Below are 23,803 nucleotides of genomic sequence, written 5' to 3' on the forward strand. Positions count from 1 at the left end.
CCGATCAAATTAGAAGTACCCATTGTGCTTGACCTAGCTGTCGCTGCTAAGCGTAAGTGCTTTACTAAGTATGAGGAAATGGAGATCGAAGAGAACGGATCGGTTCCTGAGTCAGCTGAACAAACCACTTAGTCTCTTTAGTTACTTTTGACGGCTGGCTTTTAAAATCTGGGCATAAATTAAGTCCTATATTTCCTCTTTATCCTCCATTCTGAGCTCAGGATGGAGGACTTGTTATTTATTGGATAATTACAGCCCCGTAGGGTGGGTTAGGCGGCGAGTATTTTAAAAGCTCACCTTTCCACAGATCTGTCCGCCGTAACCCACCAATAGTCAGCGACTTAAGCCGTGATTAGATTGACTTGATCAAGAGTAAATTATCCCGTAATATCATCAGTTTAAAAAAGGTACCCTCAAGGGTACTGCCAAGGCAGAGCTAGATTTGACATTATATAAATGTGTTGATTGAAATTAATTACAGCAAGAGGTAAAACCCATGCCTTACAAATACGATAAACCCTGTGTGTTCCAAGTTCCGATCAAATTAGAAGTACCCATTGTGCTTGACCTAGCTGTCGCTGCTAAGCGTAAGTGCTTTACTAAGTATGAGGAAATGGAGATCGAAGAGAACGGATCGGTTCCTGAGTCAGCTGAACAAACCACTTAGTCTCTTTAGTTACTTTTGACGGCTGGCTTTTAAAATCTGGGCATAAATTAAGTCCTATATTTCCTCTTTATCCTCCATTCTGAGCTCAGGATGGAGGACTTGTTATTTATTGGATAATTACAGCCCCGTAGGGTGGGTTAGGCGGCGAGTATTTTAAAAGCTCACCTTTCCACAGATCTGTCCGCCGTAACCCACCAATAGTCAGCGACTTAAGCCGTGATTAGATTGACTTGATCAAGAGTAAATTATCCCGTAATATCATCAGTTAAAAAAAGGTACCCTCAAGGGTACTGCCAAGGCAGAGCTAGATTTGACATTATATAAATGTGTTGATTGAAATTAATTACAGCAAGAGGTAAAACCCATGCCTTACAAATACGATAAACCCTGTGTGTTCCAAGTACCGATCAAATTAGAAGTACCCATTGTGCTTGACCTAGCTGTCGCTGCTAAGCGTAAGTGCTTTACTAAGTATGAGGAAATGGAGATCGAAGAGAACGGATCGGTTCCTGAGTCAGCTGAACAAACCACTTAATCTCTGACAATAATCTTTGACGGCTGGCTTTAAATTAGTTCATAGAAATTAGTTCCTCGAATCCCCCTAGACTTATCAAGTCAGGGGGATTTTCTTAACCAGTCTCTTGCTAAGCTTAACGTAAGCATATGCGCTACGCGCACGCGTGCGCGTTCAGCCGTCAGCTGTCAGCCGTCAGCTTAAATAAACCTCGCACGCGTGCGCGTTCAGCTTTCTGTAACTCAGATTAAACGAATGCTGACCTGTTTTATTCTTAACGGTTTCCTCCTTAACCCTGCCGATAGCGCATATGCTTTTCACGTAGCGTGGCCAAAGGCCTTTAGCTGATAGCTGATAACTGATAGCTGAACGCGTAGCGTGCGCGTAGCGCATATGCTTACAAGTTAACTAAAAGGTACCCTTAAGGGTACCGCAACCTGTTAGTAAATTATGAGACCATTGGGAGAGATTAACACTACCTGCAAAACTACCTGATGGAGGGCAAATCATGCCTGACGAAAATATCCACGAATCCGCTTACAACTGTGAGTTTGAGATTCCGATCAATTTTTTAGTTCCCTTCTCATTCAAGCCCACATTTGCTCCACAAAAGTGTACTTTCCAACTTTGCAATCACCCTGGTGCTAGTGCCAGTCCACCACCCTATGGCTTGCGTCTTGATGGACTGCTCACTGGTAATCCCAGAGATATCTATACCTTTGATTTTGAGTACGAGGGGGCAGAGGTATTCCTCGACTACACCAGCACAGGTGAGATCCGCATCTACGGAAAAGCCTTTGGTGGACAAAAACAAGGGAGGAATTACAAACAAGGGACAACTGACTACTGGGATATCAACTTTACTTACAAAGTTGTGGGACATAAAGACAACGATGCCTATGTCACGGAGAAAGCCTATGGCAAGTACAACATTGGCATGGGTAAGGGGACAATCAAGTCTAAGAAGTTCAAGTCCTTTGATTTAGTAGACTACTTCGGTAAACATGAATACTCCTTCCGGTTTGGTGATGATACGGAGCACCGGGGCTATAAAGGTATCTCTGGCTGGGGCTGGCTGAATCATAGTGGTGCCAAAGATGGTATCTATGAGCACCTAGATTACTCTGACTGGCTATTCGTTGCTAAAATTCCTAAACTATCCATGGCTAAATGGAAGATGATCTGCTGGAGTGGCTTAGCCAGTGCAGTCTGGTCTGAGGATGATCATAAGAAGTCCGATTATTAGCGATTATTTATAGCGCCGCGCCCAGTGTGGGGAGATGGGGAGATGGGGAGATGGGGAGATGGGAAGTGTGAGAAGTGTGGGAAGTGTGGGAAGTGTGGGGAGATGGGGAGATGGGGAGATGAAGAGATGGGGAGATGGGGAGATGAAGAGATGGGGAGATGAAGAGATGGGGAGATGGGGAGATCAGCAACTGACTCCCCAAGACGGCGCTATCTCCCGACTCCCGACTCCCGACTCCCGACTCCGGACTCCGGACTCCCGACTCCCGACTCCCCACTTTGAAGCTCCCTAAAACCAATAATGACTAACCACTAACAAATTTCTTGATCTGTTCCAGTTTGTCTTTGTAGGGAGCATAGCGCAACTGCAAATCCAGCCAGAAGGACTTCTTCAGCACGCTTTTTTGGTGAGAAAAGGTATCAAAACCAGCTTTACCATGATAAGCACCCATGCCACTATCACCAACTCCACCAAATGGTAAGGAAGGAACATTTAGATGCATAACTGTTTCATTCAAGCAAACAGCACCAGCAGAGGTCTGTTGCAAAACCTGCTGTTGCTTTGATTTGTCTCTGGAGAAAAAATATAGGGCTAAGGGTTTTGGTCTTTGGTTAACTATCCCAATCGCTTCATCTAAATTACTGTATTCAATCACAGGTAGAATCGGACCAAAGATTTCCTCTTCCATCACTTTATCCTCTAAGGAAATATTGTCGATGACCGTTGGAGCAATATAGCGGTCTTCTGCATTAGTTTGTCCACCAATTATAATCTCACCATCGTTGAGTAAGCTACTCAAACGCTGATAATGTTTATCACTGATAATTCGAGCATAATCTGGACTTGTGGCGGGATCATCTCCATAAAATTTATGGATACAGGCTTTGATTTCCTGGAGTAAATCAGATTTAATCTCCCGATTGACCAGCAGATAGTCTGGTGCAACGCAGGTTTGACCGGCATTGATAAACTTACCCCAAACAATTCGTTTTGCTGTAGTCTCTATCGGCACATCTGTCTCCACAATGCAGGGACTTTTACCCCCCAACTCTAGGGTGACTGGGGTTAGGTGTTTGGCAGCAGCAGTCATGATAATTCTGCCAACTTGGGTGCTGCCAGTGAATAAGATATGGTCGAATTTTTCTGCTAACAGTTCCTGACTGGTTTCTACTCCCCCTTCCACTACAGCAATATAGCTAGGGTCAAAGTTTTTCTGGATAATCTCTGCGATCGCACCAGAGGTGTGAGGGGAGATTTCAGAGGGTTTGATCACGCAACAGTTTCCGGCTGCGATCGCACCCACTAAAGGAGCAATGGCTAGAGCAAATGGATAGTTCCAGGGACTGATAATCAGTACTACTCCCAAGGGTTCGGGATAAATTTGACCCGAGCCTGGAAAATTTGCCATTGAGACCGGGACTCTTTTGGGCTTGACCCAGGATTTAATATGCTTGAGGGTGTGATCAATTTCCTGCACCAGGATAATTTCGGTAGCATAAGATTCAAATTCCGCCTTGTGCAGGTCGGCTTTCAAGCCTTCTAAAATGGCAGCATCATTTTCTAAAATAACTTGCTTGAGGCGCTTGAGTTGGGCGATCCGGAATGCCACATCTTTGGTTTTACCGGTGCTGAAAAAATTGCGCTGCTGAGCCAAAATATCTTTGACTTGACTGGTTTGTAGTTCAAGCATCTTAAAATTTAACCCCTGAACGGAAAAAAAAAATCATTTTCTTCTGGTTCAAGGTTAGCAATTATTTGATAGGATAGTTTATTGCTAAAGACTTGCAAGAGTTGAATCAATTCAGCTCCCTGAAACCATTAAGTACATGACTTACCCATTGCCCCCTAAATCCCCCAACTTTGGGGGACTTTCGTGACTTTGTCCCCCCCAGATTTGGGGGGTTAGGGGGGCAAAACCAACGAAACTTCGTAAGTCCTAAAGTAATCATTACGTCTGAAAACTCCCGATGCCACTAAAAATTTCAGCACTATTGAGCGGTAACAAACCATGGCATCGTCTGGGTTTGCCTGGTTGGACAGTCTCGGTAATTGCGATCGCACTCCTAATTTGCGCACCAGTCCTATTTGTGCTGGGCAGTATGTTCTCCGATTCTTCAGAAGTATGGAGTCATTTAGTCTCCACTGTCTTAGGCAGTTACATTGCCAACTCCGTTTGGTTAATCCTAGGTGTAGGTAGTGGAGTATTAATCCTTGGGGTTTCAACAGCATGGCTAGTAACCATGTGTCGCTTCTGGGGAAGCCGGGTGTTTGAATGGGCGCTACTACTGCCTCTGGCAGCACCAGCCTATTTACTTGCCTATACTTACACCAATATGCTGGACTTTTTTGGACCCGTACAGACCTGGCTGCGGCAGCTGTTTGGCTGGACTAGCGTGCAGGATTATTGGTTTCCCAATGTCCGGTCTCTGTGGGGTGCGATCGCAATGTTGTCTCTAGTACTCTATCCCTACGTTTACCTGATCACCAGGGTAGCGTTCCTAGAGCAATCCGTGCGTACCCTAGAAGCTGCTCGTTCCCTCGGATGCAGCCCTTGGCGTGGCTTCTTCACCGTGGCTCTACCCCTAGCTAGACCAGCGATCATGGCAGGTTTGGCCTTAGCACTGATGGAAACCCTAAGCGACTTTGGGACAGTAGAGTATTTCGGTGTCAGTACCTTCACGACAGGGATATATCGTACCTGGTTAGGTATGGGTGAGAGGTCAGCCGCTGCTCAACTAGCCGCCTGTTTGCTACTATTCATAATTGTTTTAATTCTACTAGAACGCTGGTCTCGTAAGCAATCTCGCTACTATGAGACTGGCAGTAGTTACCAACCAATCAAGCCATTTTCACTAACTGGGGGTCGAGGTATCCTCGCGCTGTTAGCCTGTTTGCTTCCTATTGCTCTTGGATTTTTAGCACCCGCAGCATTTTTGCTGCACATGACCATTAAAAATGCTGAGGAAACCTTAGATGATAATTTTTTGCAGCTAGCTACAAATAGTTTACTATTAGCCATTACAACAGCTGCCATTGCCATGGTCTTAGCATTAGTCATGGCTTATGGGCAACGTCTAGTGCCCAAACTAGGGATGCGCTTAGCAGTACGCACTGCTGCCATGGGTTACGCTATCCCTGGTTCAGTGATTGCAGTTGGTGTCTTAATGCCCTTAGGTCAGTTGGACAATACCATTGACAGCTGGATGCGGGCAACCTTTGGCTTATCCACTGGTTTACTTTTCAGTGGCACTATCATTGCTTTAGTATACGCCTATCTTGTACGCTTCCTAGCAATTTCATTTAATACCGTTGAATCCAGCCTAGGTAAGATCAAGCCTAGTTTAGATGATGCCTCTCGCAGTCTCGGTTATGGACCTACGCTGACCCTAATTAAAGTTCACGCCCCATTAATGTGGGGAGGATTGTTGACAGCAGCCATGTTAGTGTTTGTGGATGTCATGAAAGAGTTACCAGCAACTCTGATCATGCGACCGTTTAATTTTGACACCCTGGCAGTACGAGTTTACCAGTATGCCTCCGATGAACGATTAATACAGGCATCAGCACCAGCCTTAGCGATTGTTTTAGTAGGAATTATTCCAGTAATTTTATTGAGTTTAAAGATTGCTAAATCTCAGAAATAATTTTAATGCAGAATTCTAAATTCTAAATTCTAAATTCTAAATTATTCATGGTGTTGGAATCAAAAAAAAGGGAACAGGGAACAGAGAAAAGAGGAGTTTTTGCTTTCTGCGCGCTACTCCCGACTCCCTACTCCCTACTCCCTAATACGACAGTACTTCACCTAATTTACAACTGTTATACCCAACCAGCAATATCCATCAGTTGAACTGCTGTAGCACTATTGGGACCATATTGGGAAACACTGGTTGGATCTTCCTTAAAAGGAAAACCAAAGCCCGCAAGTACCGGATCAATCGGTGTTCCAGGAACCACTGGATATTCGCTATTAGCTTGAGCAAAGAAGGTCTGAGCCGTAGGGCTAGTTAGATACTCTAAGAATTTGATAGCATTTCCTGGATTAGGAGCTGTTTTCACCAAGCCGCCACCACTGATATTAATGTGGGCACCCCGGTTTTGCTGATTGGGGAAAAATACACCAACTTTCTTGAATATCGCCTGCTTGGCAGGTTCATCGGATTTAATATAGCGAGGTAGATAATAAGTATTTGCGATCGCAATATCTGCAATCCCAGCAGCAACCGCTTCAATTTGGGCTCGATCATTACCCTGAGGCTTGCGAGCAAAGTTACCCACAAAGCTCTCGACCCATGATTTTACTGCTGGTACACCCAGGCTAGCAATCAGTGACGCCACCAGAGACTGATTATAGACGTTGCTCGATGAGCGGATAGCAATGCGACCTTGCCATTTGGGATCAGCCAAATTTTCGTAGGTTGACAGATCCGCAGGGTTGACTCTGTCTTTGTTATACATAATCACCCGCGCTCGCTTAGTGAAGCCAAACCAGTGATTGTCAGGGTGTCGCAGGTTAGCGGGAATCTTGGAGTTGAGTTCCGATGAATTAACCGGGGCAAAAATACCAGCCTGGTCAGCTTTCCACAGACGACCAGCGTCAACAGTGATTAAGACATCAGCAGGGCTATTGGCTCCCTCACTTTTAATCCGTTCTATTAATGGATTTGCTTTCCCCTCAATCAGATTCACTTTAATACCAGTGATGCGGGTGAAGTTGTCGTACAAGTCATCATCCGTCTTGTAGTGACGAGAGGAGTAGACATTGACTACCTCATTCTGGGCGACTGCTCTACGAGGTTTACCCAGTTCACCCAAGGTGTAAGCCGCCATGGCTGTACCACCTGCTAGTAAGATATTTCTTCTATTGATGTTCATCAGCAACTACTACTTTCTCTCCTTAGGATTATCGCTAAACTTATGCAGTAGGTATGGTAATCCAGCACCTGAGTTACCATACCTACTGCTATCGAAATAAATTATCGATTAGTTTGGGAATTTTGTAAACTACCTTAGACGGTCGAATGCCAGATAAATCCTTTCAATTACCTGATTTGACTATATACTTGACCCTATAGTAGATGATTAGGTCAGTGTGTAGAAGAGGAACTTTACTCATTATAATAGAATATTTTTAATGGCTTATCAGAAATTTATCCAAAAATTTTTCAGAGGAATAGAGCTGAAAGTTATAGCGCTGCACCCAGGATGGAACTTCCGCCCTTAGGAAACAGGGACTGAAAAACCTTTTGAGATAAAGGGTTTAGCAATTCTTCGTGCCTGAAATTTGGCAACACCCTTACCAGCCTTACTACAATTGATAAGATTTAGCGGCTACTGACTACTGAGCGAGTCGGGAGTCGGGAGTCGGAGTAAGAATGTGGGGAGTGGGGGGAGTGGTAAAAAATCCGGCGTTGCTTAATAATGGAATGATTTTAAAAGTTTTGTGCAATGGGCATCTTGCCGTAGAATGGGCATCTTGGTGGAACGGGCATCTTGGTGGAACGGGCATCTTGCCGTGGAATGGGCATCTTGGTGGAACGGGCATCTTGCCCGTTTCCTCTCCGCGCGGGCAGGATGCCCACTCTACTCCTATTCATTCAAAGATTCAGCAACACCAAAAATCCTGTGTACCTCACTCGTGATGAGAATTGCGATATCTCAAGTTTAGTTAATAACTTCGTTTATGACCGCTTGTTTTTTGTTATTTATTATTAACTGAAGTGTGTTTTATATCACCGATATGATAACGTTTATGATAACGTTTATAGTCACATTATAGGGTTTTAATTTGAGATGTGAAACTAGGATTCATGGAAAAAGCGATGCAAGGCGATATAGCATTTATAAAAATATCATGAAAACCAATGCTAATTTCTGATCACATCAAAAACTCTTTGGATCTCTTTCCTACTGCTCCCTACTCCCTACTCCCTGCTCCGAAGCTCCGAACGCGCCCCGCGTGGCCCACGGCCTCAGCTCCCTGCTCCCTTTCACCATCAATCCTATGTTTACATCTCAAATAAAAATGCTATAGCGTTTTTCCTAGCTATGAGGTACACAGAATTTTTGCCCTATTCCCTATTCCCTGTTCCCTATTCCCTGTTCCCTATTCCCTACCTATTTCGTGAGCGCTGCCCTATAACCCGTCGCCGAGTCTGAAACCACATAGAAATACCTGTAATTGCTAAGGTTAATAAACCAAAGGCATTGAGAAAGGGATAAATCATTTGTAAGTTAATGGCACCAAATTTTCCTTTGTGCAGATCCAAAAGCCAAATAAATTCACTACTTTTATCAGTAAGAACTGCCACCTGAAACAAGGAACCTGTAATCACAGTCAACAACACTGGCAATACCATAATTGGGGCAAACCAAGCGTGCAATTGACGTAAACGGAATCTATTAATAGTCATAGTAATTATCAATTATCAGGGCACTTTAAGTACAAATATCTGGGTTGTAGGGAGCAGGGAGCAGGGAGCAGGGAGCAGGGAGCAGGGAGCAGGTAATAGGCAAGAGGCAAGAGGCAAGAGGCAATAGGGAAAAAATAATGTGTAGGTCATAGCTATGATAAACGCTATCTAATAGTAATATAATAGTAATCTAAATTCTAGAGAGTAGCTCAATGAATTGTGATAATTTTTGATTCCCTACTCCCTACTCCCTACTCCCTACTCCCTACTCCCTTTGTTATAGTAATAGTATTAGAATAATGGTTGCCAAGTTTTGCCGCTATCTTTAGATTGTAAAATTCCATTCTGATCATTAGCAGCGTATAAAAAATCGGGATTAGACGGGGCGATCGCCATATACAAAAATAAGTCTCCTGTTTCTGCGCTTATGGCTTCCCAAGTCTTACCCCCATCGGTACTTTTAAAGAATCCTCCGGAATCTTCTGAAAGGATGTGAAATCCATAAATTACTGTTTTTTCTGCTTCGGATTTCAGAGCCAGACTAGCAACCAGTGACTCTTGAGAATTGGGGACTAAAATCCAGCTTTTTCCACCATCCCTACTCTCAAATAATCCCAGAGTTGTAGCGGCAAACACCTGATCAGGATTGCGCGGGTCAACTACTAAGTTATGGGGATTATCTTCCAGTCCCTGGGCTGGTAATTGATTCCAGGTTTTGCCACCATCCTTTGAAACCAACAAGCCTTGTTTTCCAGAAACCGCCCATCCATAAATTACTTTGGGGTTAGCTGGTGCGATCGCTAAACTCAGAAAATCTACCCCAAGCAGGGATTGGAGCTGCCAATGTTGCCCTTGATTGTAGCTAGTCAGAAAACCGAGCTTGCCTCCTGATGGTGGATGTAAGCTAGCATAAAAGCGTCCGCTATCCTTGGGATGAGCCACAAAGCTGGTGAAATTAGAACGAGTTTTGCCAACTTGCAGCCATTTCCCTGCTTCAGAACGCTGGAGTAACCCATGATGGGTGGCTACGTAGAGGATTTCTGGATTCTCTGGACTGACAGCCATAGCGTGAATATTAGTCTTCTGCCACCAGTTATCAGGAGCATCACTAAGAATAACGTTGTTATTAGTGACATCATTGGTCACTCCTGTTATGGTTGACTGAGTGATATTGGTTTTAATTGTGGTGGGTTGACAACCCATCACCGTAATAGCGACAATACTGTAAATAAACCAATTTTTAACCATATCGTTTATCTCTACATTCATCTATACATCAATTGCTTGATTGAAGCGGGTACAAGTGGCCCTACCACCAGTAATCCTAAGATGAATTCTCCCAATCCCACGGGTGGACTGGTAATTTCAAATCTGGTAGTTAACGTTTTACTATCCACTGTTGCTGCTTCGGAAACTGTAGCGGTTGCCACAGGAAGAGTTATTGGTACTGATACAGATTCTAGACCAAGCCGGTTTGATGATGATGGCGTAGTTGCTGCTCCTGGGGTTTGTTTAGCTATGGTTGTTGGTTAGAATGTCCGGTGTGGGCAAACAAAGGTTCTTTAATGTATTATAGGTCTGGTGTATAACTCCATTATTTGGGAGTTGTCGGTCAGGAGTGGCGAGCTACAATATCTTAAAATATTAGTTAGACATTCCTTGTCTTTCTGTATCCCTTAGGATACAAGCCATGATCGAAATCCGGCAGACCGAAGCTTATTCCAAGTGGTTCAGTGGCTTGCGCGATCGACAAGCAAGGGCACGTATTGATATTCGTATTCGTCGTTTGTCGATGGGCAACCCCGGTGATGTGAAACCAGTGGGAAGAGGAGTTTCGGAACTGCGTATTGACTATGGACCTGGCTACCGGGTGTATTTCTTGCACCGTGGGAGTTGTGTCCTGGACAATAATTTTCCCGACATAGTTGACATTTCCCGACATTTTCTTTGATGATGTAAGTGTAACAACCAAGGCACGCGCTAATGAATGGATCAGTCAACTATGTCCCTCCAAGGGTCGCTGCCGCTAGACTTGGGGTCAGTACAAAAACACTCGAAAGATGGCTCAATGAAGGCAAGATACAAGGTATCAGAACCCCTGGAGGTCAAAGACGATACGACCTGGACTCGGTCGTCTCTATTCCTTGCACAAAAACAACAACAGACAACAGGGCGACAATTCTATATGCAAGAGTTTCAAGTCGCTCTCAAAAAAATGACCTTGAGCAACAAGTACAGTTTCTTAAGTCTCGTTACCCAGACGCAGAAATCATTCGAGATATTGGAAGTGGACTCAACTTCAGCAGAAAAGGTCTTCGTACCTTACTGGACAGAGTTCTCGACGGTACTTGCAAATATATTGTCGTTGCCCACAAAGATAGGCTTTGCCGTTTTGGGTTCGATCTTGTCTCATGGTTGTGCTCTAAATTCGAAACTAAAATACTGGTTCTCGACGAAAAGAACCTCAGCCCAGAACAGGAGATGGTTGAAGATGTTCTGGCAGTCATCCACGTCTTCAGTTGCCGATTGTACGGACTTAGGAAGTACAAGCTGCATATTATTAAAGACTGTGAGTTACCAAGTTTACCCAAGCAAAGAACTTGAGGATATTTGGAAGAAATGGATGGCCGCTGTTCGTCAGGTGTATAACATTTCTATTGAACAATTAAACAAGAACCAAGGTTATACAAAAGTAGGAAAAAAAGGGGGAAAATATGGTTTTAGAACTTGGTTAAAACAATCGGGACTTATCCCACAATGGTGTAAAGACCTAAATGTCTCCAAAATTCTAGACAACGCTTCCATGGAAGCTTATCGCGCTTGGAAGGAAACGGCTAAACTGCCCTTATTTGTGGGAAAAGGGAAGAAACGCAAACCATTACCACAAGCTGGACTAAAGATAGCTAAATTTCGCAGTGTACGGGATCATAAACAGACAATCCAGTTTGATCCTACGGCTTACAAGGCTGGCAGATGGATGGTTTCTACGACCAAGCATTTACCAAAACCCGAATTCAAAGGTCATGACTTCTGTATACTTACCGATGGTGCTACAGAACTTACTTATAACAAGGGTCGGTGGTTTGCGCACTTTCCTGTAGAATTTGACCTTGAGCCTACTGAAACTAAAAAAGTGATAGCTCTAGACCCCGGAGTCAGAACCTTCATGACTGGTTTTGACGGTACTGAATTCCTGGAGTTTGGCGACAACGATTTTCAGCGAATAGCTAAACTTTGTTCGCATTTAGATAAATTAAAAAGTAAGCATGATAAATCGAAAGGACATATATACAAACATCGTCGATACAAGTTAAAAGCAGCGATGGAAAAGCTTAGGACTAGGATTAAAAATCTTAGAGCTGAACTACACAAACAAGTAGCTTCCTATTTAGCAAGGAACTACGATGTGATTGTTTTACCAACTTTTAACACATCACAAATGGTTCCACGAAAGAAGCGAAAGTTAAAGACTAAAACAGCTAGAGCGATGATGACCTGGGGATTTTATCAGTTCTCTCAAATATTGGAACACTTGTGTAACCGTTATGGTTCCAAGTTAGTGAGAATAACTGAAGAATACACATCTAAAACTTGCACAAAATGTGGCCATATTCATAGAAAACTTGGTAGTTCTAAGAATTTTTTGTGTCCACATTGCGGTTATGAGATCCCCAGAGATTTTAATGGAGCCGTCGGGATTTTCCTGTTCGCGTAGCGTCGGCTTTGCCGAAAGGCGATGTGGGATAACACCTTCCTCAATGCAGTTGGGGATGTAGTACTCAGCTTTTCTGACTCGGAAGATATCCCAGATCTCGAAGATGTCACGATTTGTCCGGGTTAAAAGTATCAGTACCTTGATAATCCTCCTTGCAGGTGGTGACAAGCGCACCCAAGACCGGGACATCAAGACAGCCCTAGATCTAGCACAAAAGTTATAGGAGATGGTCATGACCAACATCAAAACCCATCCCTGGGATGTGGCAGAACATCTGGAGACCAAAGAAGATATGGCTGCCTATCTTGAAGCTGCTCTTGAAGATGGGGATCCTGCGTTGGTCGTGGCTGCTCTAGGAGATATTGCTCGTTCCAAAGGAATGAGACAAATTGCTCGCGAAACCGGTCTCGGCCATGAAAGTCTTGATCAGGCGTTGTCGATGGAAGGTAATCCAGACTTGGCCACTGTTCTCAAGGTAATACAGGCACTTGGTCTACGGTTGCGGGCTACTCCAATATGAAGTATTGCATTATAAGATGGGTTTACCCTGGATCAGGCACGAGATAATAGGTCTTGACCCTGCAGCTTGCTTATTTCCATGGAAACCACCACTCAAGATATGCGTTCGCGTAGCGTCGGCTTAGCCGAATCGCTTCCATTGCCCCCTGGTAATGTCTGTTTACCCATTATCGGTGAAACGATCAGCTTTTTAACCGATCGAAATTTCCACAAAAAGCGGTTAGACAAGTATGGGCGCATCTACAAAACCCACATTTTTGGTAGCAGTAGAGTGGGCATCCTGCCCGCTCGCAAATATTGATAACAGGCAAGATGCCCGTTCCACCAAGATGCCCATAGCACCTATCGGGTCAAACCGTAAAAATGGGATGCACTCAACCGGGATTGATGATCGTGATATTTTTGGCATCATGGAAATAACTCCTTTTTAGGAGGGAGGAAAGCTGCGCTGGTCGTGGTTAACAGTTATTACCAGCGCAGCTATTAGTTTCAGTCGTCACCTTCTATACTATACATAACTATTCCAAAAAATGCAAGGGTTAATTAAAATTATTTACATTTATTTACAACTATTTTTTTTAGCCATTTATGAACTAAATTATGTATACTATTTATAGTATTTTTTATTGGATACTTTTTATATAGCAGACAATAGTTAAGTTTTAAAAAACGGTTTATCTGATAGAACATCTAAGCTTTTTTTGAGTTAAATTGGATATTAATCAGTTATCATAAAAAACTCACACTCTATCTCCAAAATCCGGACTTACTGCTCCCTTTACTAAAGTACATCGCCGAATGGATAAATGCTTTAAAATAGTTAACTATCAATATAATTCAATAAATAATCATCATGAATTGGAGAGAATACATTGATTCCAATCCCAACATTTTATTAGGTAAGCCAGTCCTTGCTCACGTGTTTGAGATTGGTGAAGAAGAAGATTTTGACGAGGAAATTAAACTAACTCGTCAGAATCTGGAACTGATGAATTTTCGCCATGGAACGTTCCGCTAATGTCAAACCTGGTGCAGGTATCTCCATCGAAGAGATTAGGCAGCACCTTGATGAATAATTCTGGTGTATAACTCCATGATTGAGGAGTTGTGCGTCAGGAGTGGTGACATCAAGACAGCCCTAGATCTAGCACAAGAGTTATATAGCAATCCGTGTAGGAATTGAGATAATTTTGATGCCATATTCCCTACTCCCTGTTCCCTGTTCCCTGTTCCCTTCCAGTAGGCATTTCAAAATAAGATGGGTTTACCCTGGATCAGGCACGAGATAATAGGTCTTGACCCTGCAGCTTGCTTATTTCCATGGAAACCACTACTCAAGATATGCAATCGCTTCCATTGCCCCCTGGTAATGTCTATTTACCGATTATCGGTGAGACCATCAGCTTTTTAACGGATCGAAATTTCCACAAAAAGCGGTCAGAAAAGTATGGGCCCATCTACAAAACCCACATTTTTGGTAGTCCTGCGGTGACGATGAATACTGCAGAAGCGAATCAATTTCTGTTTACGAATGAAAATCAGTATGTTGCTTCTATCTGGCCCAAAAGCACGCAAATCTTACTTGGAGCCGCCTCACTGGCCAACCAAACGGGAGTTTTCCACCAGAAGCGCCGTAAGTTAATGTCCCAGGCGTTTCAACCGAGAGCATTAGCTAGTTATATTCCCACCATGGCCAACATTACTAGCAATTATCTCAAGAAATGGGAAGAGATAGGAACCTTAACCTGGTATCCTCAACTGCAGGACTATACCTTTGAGATCGCTAGTACCTTGCTGATGGGAACTGATGGCGGTTCCGAAACCCCTCTGGCTCAACTATTTAATAACTTTTCTGAGGGAGTGTTCAGTATCCCGATCTCTCTACCTTGGACAAGGTTTGGTAAAGCCTTGCGTGCTCGTCAAGGATTGCTGACCTATATCGAAACCATTGTCCAACAGCGACAGCAACAGAAAAATCCCGGAGAGGACGCCTTAGGATTATTGTTAAAAGCCGAGGATGACCAGGGGAAGTCCTTGAGTTTGGATGAAATCAAAGACCAAGTGCTTCTGTTGTTGTGGGCAGGCCACGAAACCTTAACCTCTGCGATCGCATCTTTTTGTCTGTTGACAGCGCAGCATCCAGATGTTCTTGCCCATCTCCGTGCTGAACAACAGCAGTTTTCTGGTTCAGAACCCCTAACTATGGAACATCTCAAGCAGATGACGTATCTAGAGCAAGTGCTCAAAGAAGTGCTGCGCATAATTCCTCCTGTTAGTGGTCTTTTTCGGAAGGTTATTCAGTCTTTTGAATTTAATGGTTACTTGATTCCTCAAGGTTGGACTGTACTGTGCCAAATTACCCAAACCCACAAAGATCAGGAAGTTTATCGAGATCATCAACGCTTTGACCCAGATCGGTTTGGTCGAGATCGGACAGAAGATAAACAAAAAACCTTTGGATATATCCCCTTTGGTGGTGGTTTACGGGAATGTTTAGGCAGGGAGTTTGCCAAATTAGAAATGAGGATTTTCGCGGCTCAATTGCTCCGGGATTATGAATGGAAATTAGTGCCAGGTCAAGATTTAGAAATGGTGGTGATTCCAACTCCCCATCCCCGGGATGGACTTAAGGTTAAGTTTAGCCGTAAAGTAGGCTCTTAAGGTAAGCATTCAGCCGTCAGCCATCAGCTTATTTTATTCAAAAACTATTCCCGTAGCGTAGCCACAGGCCAAAAGCTGATATAGCGCTACGGGAAAGGCAAGAGGCATGCATGCAAGAGGCAAAGGTGCGCTTGATCCATTAAGAATTAAATTCGCTACGGGTCGCACCTTTTGCTGCTTGTATCAATGTCAAACACCTTAATGCTTAGTGCTATATCATCACTTTCTTAAGTTAAGCTTAAATCTCAGGTTATTTAGACTTGATGTGGTAATACAATGTAGTTTGTGTGCTTAAAAATGGCTAGTCTTGCCTAACCATTGCCATGGAGTGATCCAACACTGAAGATTTTAGTTTCACTGATGATCAATTCAATGTCGAAAGCTGACCATAGCCTTTCTACGAAAAATTCCGGTGATTTATGGTATTCAGAGCAAGAACTTTTGGCTCCATATTTATATCTCGAAAAAGATGGATACCTGGTTTATGTCATGGGTGTTAATGACCAGACTAAAAATTGGACTGAACAGGTTCGCGAAGTGCATAAAATGCACTTAAAAAAAGCAGGATATGATGGATTTAGTAATCGAATCGACAATGAATATCATTTAGTAGGAACCTATTTTTTTGTCATCAAAGACAATGAAATAGTACTAACATCACGAATTAACGATAGAACCAAGTCGAGTAGGTTCCCTTTTGAAATGGGGCAAAGACCTAATGGTGAACATTACGTTTTTCAAGACAAGATTCCGGCAGTCGATATCAATACATACAGCGTGATGCTCAGACACTACAGGCGAGCCATGCCATTACTATTAGCAGCTTTTGGTAAATATATTGATGACTTAGGAGCTAAAAGGGCTTTCTGTTTGGTTGATCGTGAAAACAAAGTTACTCAGAGGATGTATCATGATGATTTCCACTTCTTATACTCAACTACATTTGAGGAGCCGATAGTGTTCCCTTCTTTCCTCAATGGATTGAACCAGCAGCCAGTTGAATGGAAGATGATGGAATGGAATGAACAAACGATTAAGTATTATTCTGAATTGCACCGAATGATAACTATAGAAACGAAATAAAGCACCTAATAGTAAGTATTTATATGGCGGTGGTGCCCAGAAAACATCGTAAGGATTCAGTTCAATAGCTGTAAGTATATCCCTGACGTATTGTTCAATAATTTGCTGAATTTGAACTCAGCTGGTAATGCCATCGATGTAGCACAAAGATTATTTTGTGAAGGCAAAAAATTAACGAGACTATGGTAGTATAGTTTTGTCAGCTAAAGGTTTAGAAGTTCTTTATGCTGAACAGTAGCAATGCTGTTGTGTAGTAGTAATTTACCTAGCCTTGAAGCTACCTTGGTGAATTGCACCAGTCAAATATTACTTTTTTATTGATGGAGATTAGCCAACATGCTTACTGAATTTCAAACCAAGAAATGGACGCATTTGTTTAATATTTATGATACTAATAATGATGGTGTTGTAACCAAAGAAGACTTTGAGATTAAAGCCCAGACAGTGGCTAAATTACATAATCTTGAGCCAGGCTCAGCTGATTATGACAAGATGTATGCCGAAGTCATGGCTGATTGGGATCATCTCCAAAAAGATGTAGATAAAAACAATAATGGTGAAATTAGTTTAGATGAGTGGCTCGAACATGGTTACACTCGCATTACCAGCAACGAAATGTACGAGACTGTAAAAAAAGAAGCTGATGAGGTTTTCGAGCTGTTTGATCAGAATGGAGATGGTGTTATAAGTCCTGAAGAATTTTCTAATTTGATCAAAGCCTGGGGAGTTAGCGATGAAGAATTAGAGATTGCTTGCTCTAAGCTAAATCTGAAAGCAGGTAACACTTTGTCTAAGGATCAGTTTAAAGACTTACTTGAACAATTTCACAAAAGTGATGACCCAGATTCTCCTGGTAATTATCTTTTCGGTTCTTTCTAAGTTCGATTATTTGATATTATAGATATCGTAGGGTGCGTTAGGCGAAGCCGTAACGCACCATTATTTTTTGTTCTACAATCTAAGCTCGATTATTTGATATTATAGATATCGTAGGGTGCGTTAGGCGAAGCCGTAACGCACCATTATTTTTTGTTCTACAATCCCCTCTCCCCAAATGAGGTGCATCTCAATGCATGCTGTTTGACCCAGTGGTGCGTTACGGGCCGCAACCTAACCCTGGCTACGAGGCGGAAAATTACGGCTCCCCTAACGCACCCTACGGAACTTCCGGATAAAAAATCGATGCTAAAATTCTACTACAATACCCTCTCGCCCAATGTTCGTCGTGTCTGGCTCACGTTACTAGAAAAAAACCTTACCTTTGAAACAGTATTACTTAAATTAGATGGCGATCAATTTGAACCAGAGTTTTTAGAAATTAACCCATTTCATCACATTCCAGTTCTGGAAGATAATGGGTTGCGGTTAGTAGAATCCTTGGCAATTATGGACTACTTGGAAGCAAAATATCCCACACCTGCGCTGCTGCCAACTTCACCAGAAGCATTAGCCAAGGTACGCATGGTACAATTGTTGACTGCTAATGAGCTATTTTCCCCAGTAGTTCAACTAATCTGTCAAAAGGAAGATTCACCACAATTTAAACTAGCCAAGCGGAAGCTAGATAAAGTACTCAAATTTTTCTCCGAGTTATTAGGAAATAGCCCTTACTTTGCTTCGGAGCAGTTAACCTTAGGAGATATCGTTGCGGTCGCCGCAATATCGTTATTGCCGAAGTTAGAGATTAATCTTACTGATTATCCTAACATGGATCAGTGGTTTAAAAGATTGATGCAACGAGAACCATGGCAGAAAACAGACATGAGTGCAGAGGATTTTGAAGAATTCAAGCGGCGAATCAAATTTATCGTAAAACTGCGTGCTCGTGAACTGATTGGAGAAAATAAAACACAGTAAACGTAAGCTATCAGCGGTCAGCGGTCAGCGGTCAGCGGTCAGCGGTCAGCTGACCTAACAGAGATTAAACAAATGTTTAGCTGTTTTATTCAAAAGCTGATAGTTTTTAGCTTGTAGGGTGGGCAAAAAGCGATGCAGCGCGGTCTTGGGGGAAACCCCCACTCGCGCTTTGCATCAAGACACAGTTTGGTTGAAATGAGTCTTCTAGATAATATTACTTTGCCCACCCTACTTGAATTGGTATTTTTTTTACACGCAAGTCCCTAAGCTGACGGCTGACCACTGACCACTGACCACTGACTGCTGACCGCTGATAGCTTACCCACTAAAACTCATCCCCTTGACTCTCCACTATACTAGAGAGTTTATCCTTTAACCATAGGGTGAGGATAAATAATGACACAACAAAACTTTCGTTTACAAGGAATGAGCTGCGCTGGTTGCGCCAGACGCATAGAAACGCTGATTCAAAGGGTTCCAGATGTAGTAGAGTGCAGGGTCAATTTTGGTACAGAAGAAGCTAGTATTACCTACAATACCGAGGAAACTAACCCCGAAAAAACTAACCAGCAACTAACCAAACTGATTGAACAGACAGTGAGTGATGCTGGCTACCAAGCTTACCCGATCGAGGATATCAGTGATCAGCCTGATGATATCGAATCGCAACGTCAAGGGGAAACCCTTGACCTAAAACGAAAATTCATTGTCGGTGCCGTGCTTAGTACTGTGTTAGTGATTGGTTCACTACCGATGATGACAGGATTATCTATCCCCTGGATTCCATCTTGGTTACATCACCCTTGGCTACAGCTGGTATTAACCACACCGGTTCTGTTTTGGTGTGGACATTCCTTTTTGATTGGAGCATGGAAAGCCTGGAAACACAAAACAGCAGATATGAATACTCTAGTCACCCTTGGGACTAGTGCTGCCTATGTCTATTCTCTGTTTCCCACGATGTTGCCCCCGGTTGTTTTGAAATCTTTCCTACCCCAAGGGGTAACTCTCCCTGTGTACTATGAAACCACTGCTGTAGTGATTACCCTGATTTTGCTAGGGCGATTGCTGGAACACCGGGCTAAAGGACAGACATCTCAAGCAATTCGTAAGTTGATGGGATTACAAGCTAAAACCGCTCGTGTGATTCGCCATGGTCAAGCCCAGGATATTCCCTTGGCTCAGGTGCAAGTTGGAGACGTGGTCTTAGTGCGTCCAGGAGAAACTATTCCGGTAGACGGCATAGTGATGGAAGGGGCTTCTAGTGTAGATGAAGCCATGGTCACAGGAGAAAGTGTTGCGGTCAAGAAACAGCCGGGGGATGAAGTGATTGGAGCAACGATTAATAAAACCGGTAGCTTCCAGTTCCAGGCGACTCGGGTCGGGAAAGATACCGTACTAGCACAGATTGTTAAATTAGTACACCAGGCTCAAGGGTCTAAAGCACCGATTGAAACCTTAGCGGATCAGGTGACAGGGTGGTTTGTGCCGGTAGTGATTGCGATCGCAATGGTCACTTTTGGGGTTTGGTGGATGACCACAGGAAATCCTACCCTAGCCATGATTAATATGGTGGCGGTGTTAGTCATTGCTTGTCCCTGTGCTTTAGGTCTAGCTACTCCAACCGCAGTGATGGTAGGAACCGGTAAAGGCGCAGAAAACGGGATTTTAATTAAAAATGCCGAGAGTCTGGAATTGATTCATCAACTGCAAACTATCGTGCTAGATAAAACCGGAACCCTAACGGAAGGGAAACCTACGGTCACCGATTTTATTACAGTTGGAGGCATCTATGACTCCTCGTCAGAACTGGGCAGCTTTACCGGCAGCAATGAAATCAACTTGCTGCAACTAGCGGCAGTGGTAGAGAGTCATTCGGAACATCCCTTAGCTGAAGCAGTGGTGCGCTATGCCCAATCTCAGGGAATAAAATTGCAGTTACCAACACCAGAGAATTTTACTGCTGTTGCTGGCAGTGGGGTACAGGCAATGGTTGATCACGATCATCCCCTCTTCTCTCCCGAACCGGCGGGAGGTGGGCTTACAGCAAGTTTCGCCCCCCTAGCCCCCCAATTCTGGGGGGAAATTGAGTTAAAGTCCCCCAGAATTGGGGGATTTAGGGGGCTTGCAGCTAAAGGTAGTGAGGTCAATCCATCTGAAAACGGCTGTAACGGTAAAGACCGCAAAAATGGCCAGGGAGAGATAACCGAGATTTCGGGATTTCCCATTTCAGGGATTCAGTTGGGAAATGTGTTTGTAGGGATTCAACCGTCTCGGGGTTATGATCTTGACCCAGCGTTGAATTATCATGCTCCCGATTTGGAACCCACTGATGGGTATTTGGCATTTTATTATTGGTTGCGGAAGTGTTTTGGTGCCCAAGCAATTGTTCATGTGGGCAAGCATGGGAATTTGGAGTGGTTACCGGGTAAGAGTTTGGCCTTGTCAGAGTGCTGTTATCCAGAAGTAGCCTTAGCAGCCATGCCTCATTTGTATCCATTTATTGTCAATGATCCGGGGGAGGGTGCTCAAGCAAAGCGTCGCGCTCAAGGGGTGATTATTGATCATTTAACCCCTCCCATGACTCGTGCTGAACTTTATGGTCCTCTGCAACAGTTGGAGGGATTGGTTGATGAGTATTATGAAGCGCAGAGTTTGGATTTGTCTCGGTTGCCAATTATTCGCGATCGCATTGTTAAACTTATCCTTGAGGAGCACTTGCACGAAGATTTAGGGATTGCGGTAGACGACATCGAAGCTGGAGAATCGGAAATTACTAATCAAATTGATGCTTATCTTTGTGAATTGAAAGAAGCTCAAATTCGAGATGGATTACATGTATTTAGTCAATGTCCCCAAGGACGTCAATTGCAGGATTTAATAATAGCAATTGCTCGTCATCCTGGAAAGAATCGCATCGGCTTAACTCGTGCTTTGGCTCAGGATTTAGGTTGGGATTTTGATCCCCTAACGGAAGAGTTTTCAGTGGTTAAGGAGATAGCAAAAAGCAGTATAGAAAGGGAACAGGGAACAGAGAATAAGGAACAGGGAACAGAGGAATGCTATAGTGGTAAATATACTGTTGGTGATTTGGTTGAAGTATTGGAAGAAAAAGCGTCTAAATTAGTAGAACAAATCATCACGAATTCCCCAATAGCGATTACTGATGATCGATTACCGATTAGTCAAACAACAAAACAAGAATTAGATTGGATACGCGATCGGCTTTTACCAGCACTACAACAAACTAATCAGGAACTCACCCAATTGTTAAGGGGATTAGATGGGAGATATGTACCCAGTGGGCCATCTGGTGCGCCGACTAGAGGACGACCGGATGTTCTGCCCACAGGTCGCAATTTTTACTCTGTTGATATCCGTGCCATTCCTACAGAAACAGCGTGGGATGTAGGCAGAAAGGCAGCTGAGGTGCTAGTGGAGCGCTATACCCAGGAAAATGGTGAGTATCCCAAAACCCTAGGAATTTCCGTATGGGGCACATCGACCATGCGTACCGGGGGAGATGATATTTCCGAAGCTCTAGCGTTGTTGGGAGTGCGACCGATTTGGGATGGGTCCTCACGGCGGGTAGTAGACTTTGAAATATTGCCAGTGTCTGTGTTACAACGTCCTCGGGTGGATGTGACCCTGCGCATCTCTGGCTTCTTTAGAGATAGTTTCCCCAATTTAATCGACCTATTTCACAATGCAGTAGTTGCTGTGGCAAGCCTGGATGAATCACCATCAGACAATCCTCTAGCAGCCCAGGTGAAACAGGAAACAGACTATTGGTTACAGGTAGGGTTGAGTCAGTCCCAAGCCCAAATGCGATCGCACTACCGCATCTTTGGCTCAAAACCAGGAGCCTATGGTGCCGGGTTACAGGGTTTGATTGAATCTCAAAACTGGCAAGATGAGCAGGATTTAGCTCGCGCTTACATTAACTGGAGTAGTTACGCCTACAGCTCATCTTCCCCCAAGGGAGCCCCAGAAGCCTTTGAGCAGCGCCTCAAACAGATGCAAATTGTATTACACAATCAGGATAATCGGGAACATGATTTACTTGATTCAGATGATTATTACCAGTTTCAAGGGGGGTTAACCGTAGCGGTGCGGGGGTTAACTGGCAAAAATCCTCAAACCTACTTTGGTGATAATTCTATCCCTGAAAAGCCCAAAGTTCGACAGCTAAAGGAAGAGATTGCCCGAGTGTACCGTTCTCGTGTCGTGAATCCTAAGTGGATTGAAGGAGTGATGCGCCATGGTTACAAAGGAGCATTTGAAATGGCAGCAACAGTAGATTATTTGTTTGCCTATGATGCTACCGCTAATTGTGTCGCAGACCATATGTATCAAGGAGTAGCTCAGGGGTATTTATTTGACCCAGACGTCCAAGAGTTTGTCCAACAAAAGAATCCATGGGCATTGCGAGATATGGCAGAACGCTTACTCGAAGCCAATCAGCGGGGATTGTGGCAGTCAGTTGCACCAGAGACTTTAGAGAAATTGAGAGCGATCGCATTACAAGCAGAAGCAGTGATTGAAGGAGAAAATTTTGGAATTATATAGCTAGGGAATAGGGAATAGCGGATCTGGGAATAGGGAATAGAAATATGTTTTAACCTTTACTTCGACTGCTATAGCATTTCTATTCTAATGAGGTACATAAATTTTTTTACCACTTCCGACTTTCAACTTCCGACTTCCCTCTTATGAATTGATTGCTCCTTTCGCGTAGCCTGGCCTACGGCCTCAGTCCCTGCTCCCTGCTCCCTAAAATACAAAAAAATTTGTACCTCACCTAAGAGGTTGTCTGAGAAGTCCCATTTGCTACATCCAAGCCCCCGTTGGTCCCCCAATTTTGGGGGACTTTTAGAAGCAAATGGACTCTTGTTCCCCCCAAAGTTGGGGGGCTAGGGGGGCAAAATTCAGTATCAAAAAACTTTTCAGATATCCTCTAATTAAAAATCGCTATATAGCGTTTATGCCAGTTATGAGGTATAGTCTTCTTTGACGTTGATTCCCTGTTAGGTGCGCTTGACCTATTAAGAATTAAATTCGCCACGGGTCGCACCTCTTGATGCAGCCCATCGCTATTCCCTATTCCCTATTCCCTATTCCCTATTCC

25 protein-coding genes and 1 pseudogene are annotated in these 23,803 nt (G+C 43.6%); 20 read left to right on the top strand and 6 right to left on the bottom strand.

The annotated features are described in order from the left end of the window. Nucleotides 1-496 precede the first annotated feature (496 nt). The 4 genes from BJP37_RS41555 to BJP37_RS41565 all read left to right on the top strand — a co-directional run bounded on the left by BJP37_RS41555 (nucleotide 497) and on the right by BJP37_RS41565 (nucleotide 2,719). Nucleotides 497-667: a hypothetical protein gene (locus BJP37_RS41555; protein ID WP_198954192.1), complete on the top strand. Its 171-nt coding sequence runs from the start codon at nucleotides 497-499 to the stop codon at nucleotides 665-667. A 364-nt stretch (nucleotides 668-1,031) separates the two neighbouring features. Then, a complete protein-coding gene (locus BJP37_RS41560) occupies nucleotides 1,032-1,202 on the top strand; it encodes a hypothetical protein (RefSeq protein ID WP_198954192.1) in 171 nt (56 codons plus the stop codon). 487 nt (nucleotides 1,203-1,689) lie between these two features. Further along, entirely contained in the window at nucleotides 1,690-2,427 is a 738-nt protein-coding gene (locus tag BJP37_RS26605; RefSeq protein WP_075903360.1) for a hypothetical protein, read from the top strand. A gap of 34 nt (nucleotides 2,428-2,461) precedes the next feature. Beyond that, nucleotides 2,462-2,719, top strand: coding sequence for a hypothetical protein (locus BJP37_RS41565; protein WP_198954193.1), 258 nt, complete (start codon nucleotides 2,462-2,464; stop codon nucleotides 2,717-2,719). Nucleotides 2,720-2,731: 12 nt separating this feature from the next. Here the strand turns inward: BJP37_RS41565 and BJP37_RS26610 are convergent, their stop codons facing one another. Beyond that, nucleotides 2,732-4,117, bottom strand: a complete 1,386-nt coding sequence (locus BJP37_RS26610) for an aldehyde dehydrogenase (protein ID WP_075903362.1) — start codon at nucleotides 4,115-4,117, stop codon at nucleotides 2,732-2,734. Between the two features lie 277 nt (nucleotides 4,118-4,394). Here BJP37_RS26610 and BJP37_RS26615 point away from each other — a divergent pair, with 277 nt between their 5' ends. Together BJP37_RS26615 and BJP37_RS40140 are read left to right on the top strand one after the other, a co-directional pair. Next, a complete protein-coding gene (locus tag BJP37_RS26615) occupies nucleotides 4,395-6,071 on the top strand; it encodes an ABC transporter permease (RefSeq protein ID WP_075903364.1) in 1,677 nt (558 codons plus the stop codon). Nucleotides 6,072-6,118: 47 nt separating this feature from the next. Further along, nucleotides 6,119-6,277 (top strand): hypothetical protein, encoded by a 159-nt coding sequence (locus BJP37_RS40140; protein WP_158069795.1) that lies wholly within the window; start codon nucleotides 6,119-6,121, stop codon nucleotides 6,275-6,277. Here the strand turns inward: BJP37_RS40140 and BJP37_RS26620 are convergent. Both BJP37_RS26620 and BJP37_RS37495 read right to left on the bottom strand, forming a co-directional pair. Beyond that, entirely contained in the window at nucleotides 6,247-7,302 is a 1,056-nt protein-coding gene (locus BJP37_RS26620; RefSeq protein WP_075903366.1) for a Fe(3+) ABC transporter substrate-binding protein, read from the bottom strand. The genes BJP37_RS40140 and BJP37_RS26620 overlap by 31 nt on opposite strands. Before the next feature lie 463 nt (nucleotides 7,303-7,765). Beyond that, nucleotides 7,766-7,972, bottom strand: a complete 207-nt coding sequence (locus tag BJP37_RS37495; protein ID WP_143727810.1) for a hypothetical protein — start codon at nucleotides 7,970-7,972, stop codon at nucleotides 7,766-7,768. A gap of 319 nt (nucleotides 7,973-8,291) precedes the next feature. Between BJP37_RS37495 and BJP37_RS40145 the strand changes: the two genes are divergently transcribed. Next, nucleotides 8,292-8,450, top strand: coding sequence for a hypothetical protein (locus BJP37_RS40145; protein ID WP_158069796.1), 159 nt, complete (start codon nucleotides 8,292-8,294; stop codon nucleotides 8,448-8,450). Between the two features lie 90 nt (nucleotides 8,451-8,540). Here BJP37_RS40145 and BJP37_RS26630 read toward each other — a convergent pair whose 3' ends face one another. From BJP37_RS26630 to BJP37_RS26635, 3 genes are all read right to left on the bottom strand, one after another. Next, nucleotides 8,541-8,840, bottom strand: coding sequence for a hypothetical protein (locus tag BJP37_RS26630; protein WP_075903370.1), 300 nt, complete (start codon nucleotides 8,838-8,840; stop codon nucleotides 8,541-8,543). 15 nt (nucleotides 8,841-8,855) lie between these two features. Further along, nucleotides 8,856-8,990: a hypothetical protein gene (locus tag BJP37_RS43975; protein WP_269087074.1), complete on the bottom strand. Its 135-nt coding sequence runs from the start codon at nucleotides 8,988-8,990 to the stop codon at nucleotides 8,856-8,858. Between the two features lie 141 nt (nucleotides 8,991-9,131). Beyond that, the gene (locus BJP37_RS26635) at nucleotides 9,132-10,088 is read right to left on the bottom strand and encodes a F510_1955 family glycosylhydrolase (RefSeq protein WP_229415455.1); all 957 of its coding nucleotides are present in this window, start codon (nucleotides 10,086-10,088) and stop codon (nucleotides 9,132-9,134) included. 81 nt (nucleotides 10,089-10,169) lie between these two features. On the opposite strand from BJP37_RS26635, the gene BJP37_RS26640 reads away from it, so the two are divergent. The 13 genes and pseudogenes from BJP37_RS26640 (at nucleotide 10,170) to cobN (ending at nucleotide 23,244) form a co-directional block, all read left to right on the top strand. After that, nucleotides 10,170-10,373 (top strand): hypothetical protein, encoded by a 204-nt coding sequence (locus tag BJP37_RS26640; RefSeq protein ID WP_075903374.1) that lies wholly within the window; start codon nucleotides 10,170-10,172, stop codon nucleotides 10,371-10,373. A 157-nt stretch (nucleotides 10,374-10,530) separates the two neighbouring features. Next, entirely contained in the window at nucleotides 10,531-10,791 is a 261-nt protein-coding gene (locus BJP37_RS26645) for a type II toxin-antitoxin system RelE/ParE family toxin (RefSeq protein ID WP_075903376.1), read from the top strand. A 32-nt stretch (nucleotides 10,792-10,823) separates the two neighbouring features. After that, nucleotides 10,824-11,444: an IS607 family transposase gene (locus BJP37_RS26650; RefSeq protein WP_075903378.1), complete on the top strand. Its 621-nt coding sequence runs from the start codon at nucleotides 10,824-10,826 to the stop codon at nucleotides 11,442-11,444. Next, nucleotides 11,410-12,555, top strand: a complete 1,146-nt coding sequence (locus BJP37_RS26655) for an RNA-guided endonuclease InsQ/TnpB family protein (protein ID WP_198954194.1) — start codon at nucleotides 11,410-11,412, stop codon at nucleotides 12,553-12,555. Before BJP37_RS26650 ends, BJP37_RS26655 begins: the two co-directional genes overlap by 35 nt. A gap of 136 nt (nucleotides 12,556-12,691) precedes the next feature. Beyond that, nucleotides 12,692-12,778: pseudogene (locus BJP37_RS45165) on the top strand (type II toxin-antitoxin system RelE/ParE family toxin); the annotation flags it as partial. Nucleotides 12,779-12,787: 9 nt separating this feature from the next. Continuing rightward, on the top strand, nucleotides 12,788-13,075 hold the full coding sequence (locus BJP37_RS26660; RefSeq protein ID WP_075903380.1) for an addiction module antidote protein: 288 nt from the start codon (nucleotides 12,788-12,790) through the stop codon (nucleotides 13,073-13,075). A 78-nt stretch (nucleotides 13,076-13,153) separates the two neighbouring features. Then, on the top strand, nucleotides 13,154-13,375 hold the full coding sequence (locus BJP37_RS26665; RefSeq protein ID WP_075903382.1) for a hypothetical protein: 222 nt from the start codon (nucleotides 13,154-13,156) through the stop codon (nucleotides 13,373-13,375). A 552-nt stretch (nucleotides 13,376-13,927) separates the two neighbouring features. Then, the gene (locus tag BJP37_RS40150; protein WP_158069690.1) at nucleotides 13,928-14,092 is read left to right on the top strand and encodes a hypothetical protein; all 165 of its coding nucleotides are present in this window, start codon (nucleotides 13,928-13,930) and stop codon (nucleotides 14,090-14,092) included. Nucleotides 14,093-14,415: 323 nt separating this feature from the next. Next, nucleotides 14,416-15,735 (top strand): cytochrome P450, encoded by a 1,320-nt coding sequence (locus BJP37_RS26670; protein ID WP_229415393.1) that lies wholly within the window; start codon nucleotides 14,416-14,418, stop codon nucleotides 15,733-15,735. A gap of 372 nt (nucleotides 15,736-16,107) precedes the next feature. After that, nucleotides 16,108-16,818 (top strand): hypothetical protein, encoded by a 711-nt coding sequence (locus BJP37_RS26675; protein WP_214607767.1) that lies wholly within the window; start codon nucleotides 16,108-16,110, stop codon nucleotides 16,816-16,818. 336 nt (nucleotides 16,819-17,154) lie between these two features. Beyond that, the gene (locus tag BJP37_RS26680; protein WP_075901594.1) at nucleotides 17,155-17,697 is read left to right on the top strand and encodes an EF-hand domain-containing protein; all 543 of its coding nucleotides are present in this window, start codon (nucleotides 17,155-17,157) and stop codon (nucleotides 17,695-17,697) included. A 303-nt stretch (nucleotides 17,698-18,000) separates the two neighbouring features. Continuing rightward, nucleotides 18,001-18,675 (top strand): glutathione S-transferase family protein, encoded by a 675-nt coding sequence (locus tag BJP37_RS26685; RefSeq protein ID WP_075901592.1) that lies wholly within the window; start codon nucleotides 18,001-18,003, stop codon nucleotides 18,673-18,675. Between the two features lie 396 nt (nucleotides 18,676-19,071). Beyond that, nucleotides 19,072-23,244, top strand: a complete 4,173-nt coding sequence (gene cobN / locus BJP37_RS42880; RefSeq protein ID WP_081431344.1) for a cobaltochelatase subunit CobN — start codon at nucleotides 19,072-19,074, stop codon at nucleotides 23,242-23,244. The last annotated feature ends 559 nt before the right edge of the window (nucleotides 23,245-23,803 follow it).

Origin of the sequence: Moorena bouillonii PNG (assembly GCF_001942495.1) — a bacterium.
Lineage (GTDB): Bacteria > Cyanobacteriota > Cyanobacteriia > Cyanobacteriales > Coleofasciculaceae > Moorena > Moorena bouillonii.

Excerpts from the sequence above, each read along its gene's own strand:
- cobN (WP_081431344.1), top strand. The coding sequence starts at position 19,072 with ATGACACAACAAAACTTTCGTTTACAAGGAATGAGCTGCGCTGGTTGC.
- BJP37_RS26635 (WP_229415455.1), bottom strand. The coding sequence starts at position 10,088 with ATGGTTAAAAATTGGTTTATTTACAGTATTGTCGCTATTACGGTGATG.
- BJP37_RS41565 (WP_198954193.1), top strand. The coding sequence starts at position 2,462 with ATGGGGAGATGGGGAGATGGGGAGATGGGAAGTGTGAGAAGTGTGGGA.
- BJP37_RS37495 (WP_143727810.1), bottom strand. The coding sequence starts at position 7,972 with ATGCCCGTTCCACCAAGATGCCCATTCCACGGCAAGATGCCCGTTCCA.
- BJP37_RS41555 (WP_198954192.1), top strand. The coding sequence starts at position 497 with ATGCCTTACAAATACGATAAACCCTGTGTGTTCCAAGTTCCGATCAAA.
- BJP37_RS43975 (WP_269087074.1), bottom strand. The coding sequence starts at position 8,990 with ATGACCTACACATTATTTTTTCCCTATTGCCTCTTGCCTCTTGCCTCT.
- BJP37_RS26680 (WP_075901594.1), top strand. The coding sequence starts at position 17,155 with ATGCTTACTGAATTTCAAACCAAGAAATGGACGCATTTGTTTAATATT.
- BJP37_RS26660 (WP_075903380.1), top strand. The coding sequence starts at position 12,788 with ATGACCAACATCAAAACCCATCCCTGGGATGTGGCAGAACATCTGGAG.
- BJP37_RS26685 (WP_075901592.1), top strand. The coding sequence starts at position 18,001 with ATGCTAAAATTCTACTACAATACCCTCTCGCCCAATGTTCGTCGTGTC.
- BJP37_RS26630 (WP_075903370.1), bottom strand. The coding sequence starts at position 8,840 with ATGACTATTAATAGATTCCGTTTACGTCAATTGCACGCTTGGTTTGCC.
- BJP37_RS26675 (WP_214607767.1), top strand. The coding sequence starts at position 16,108 with ATGTCGAAAGCTGACCATAGCCTTTCTACGAAAAATTCCGGTGATTTA.
- BJP37_RS26615 (WP_075903364.1), top strand. The coding sequence starts at position 4,395 with ATGCCACTAAAAATTTCAGCACTATTGAGCGGTAACAAACCATGGCAT.
- BJP37_RS26670 (WP_229415393.1), top strand. The coding sequence starts at position 14,416 with ATGCAATCGCTTCCATTGCCCCCTGGTAATGTCTATTTACCGATTATC.
- BJP37_RS26610 (WP_075903362.1), bottom strand. The coding sequence starts at position 4,117 with ATGCTTGAACTACAAACCAGTCAAGTCAAAGATATTTTGGCTCAGCAG.
- BJP37_RS26620 (WP_075903366.1), bottom strand. The coding sequence starts at position 7,302 with ATGAACATCAATAGAAGAAATATCTTACTAGCAGGTGGTACAGCCATG.
- BJP37_RS26665 (WP_075903382.1), top strand. The coding sequence starts at position 13,154 with ATGGAAACCACCACTCAAGATATGCGTTCGCGTAGCGTCGGCTTAGCC.
- BJP37_RS41560 (WP_198954192.1), top strand. The coding sequence starts at position 1,032 with ATGCCTTACAAATACGATAAACCCTGTGTGTTCCAAGTACCGATCAAA.
- BJP37_RS26605 (WP_075903360.1), top strand. The coding sequence starts at position 1,690 with ATGCCTGACGAAAATATCCACGAATCCGCTTACAACTGTGAGTTTGAG.
- BJP37_RS26640 (WP_075903374.1), top strand. The coding sequence starts at position 10,170 with ATGAATTCTCCCAATCCCACGGGTGGACTGGTAATTTCAAATCTGGTA.
- BJP37_RS26645 (WP_075903376.1), top strand. The coding sequence starts at position 10,531 with ATGATCGAAATCCGGCAGACCGAAGCTTATTCCAAGTGGTTCAGTGGC.
- BJP37_RS40150 (WP_158069690.1), top strand. The coding sequence starts at position 13,928 with ATGAATTGGAGAGAATACATTGATTCCAATCCCAACATTTTATTAGGT.
- BJP37_RS40140 (WP_158069795.1), top strand. The coding sequence starts at position 6,119 with ATGGTGTTGGAATCAAAAAAAAGGGAACAGGGAACAGAGAAAAGAGGA.
- BJP37_RS40145 (WP_158069796.1), top strand. The coding sequence starts at position 8,292 with ATGCTAATTTCTGATCACATCAAAAACTCTTTGGATCTCTTTCCTACT.
- BJP37_RS26650 (WP_075903378.1), top strand. The coding sequence starts at position 10,824 with ATGAATGGATCAGTCAACTATGTCCCTCCAAGGGTCGCTGCCGCTAGA.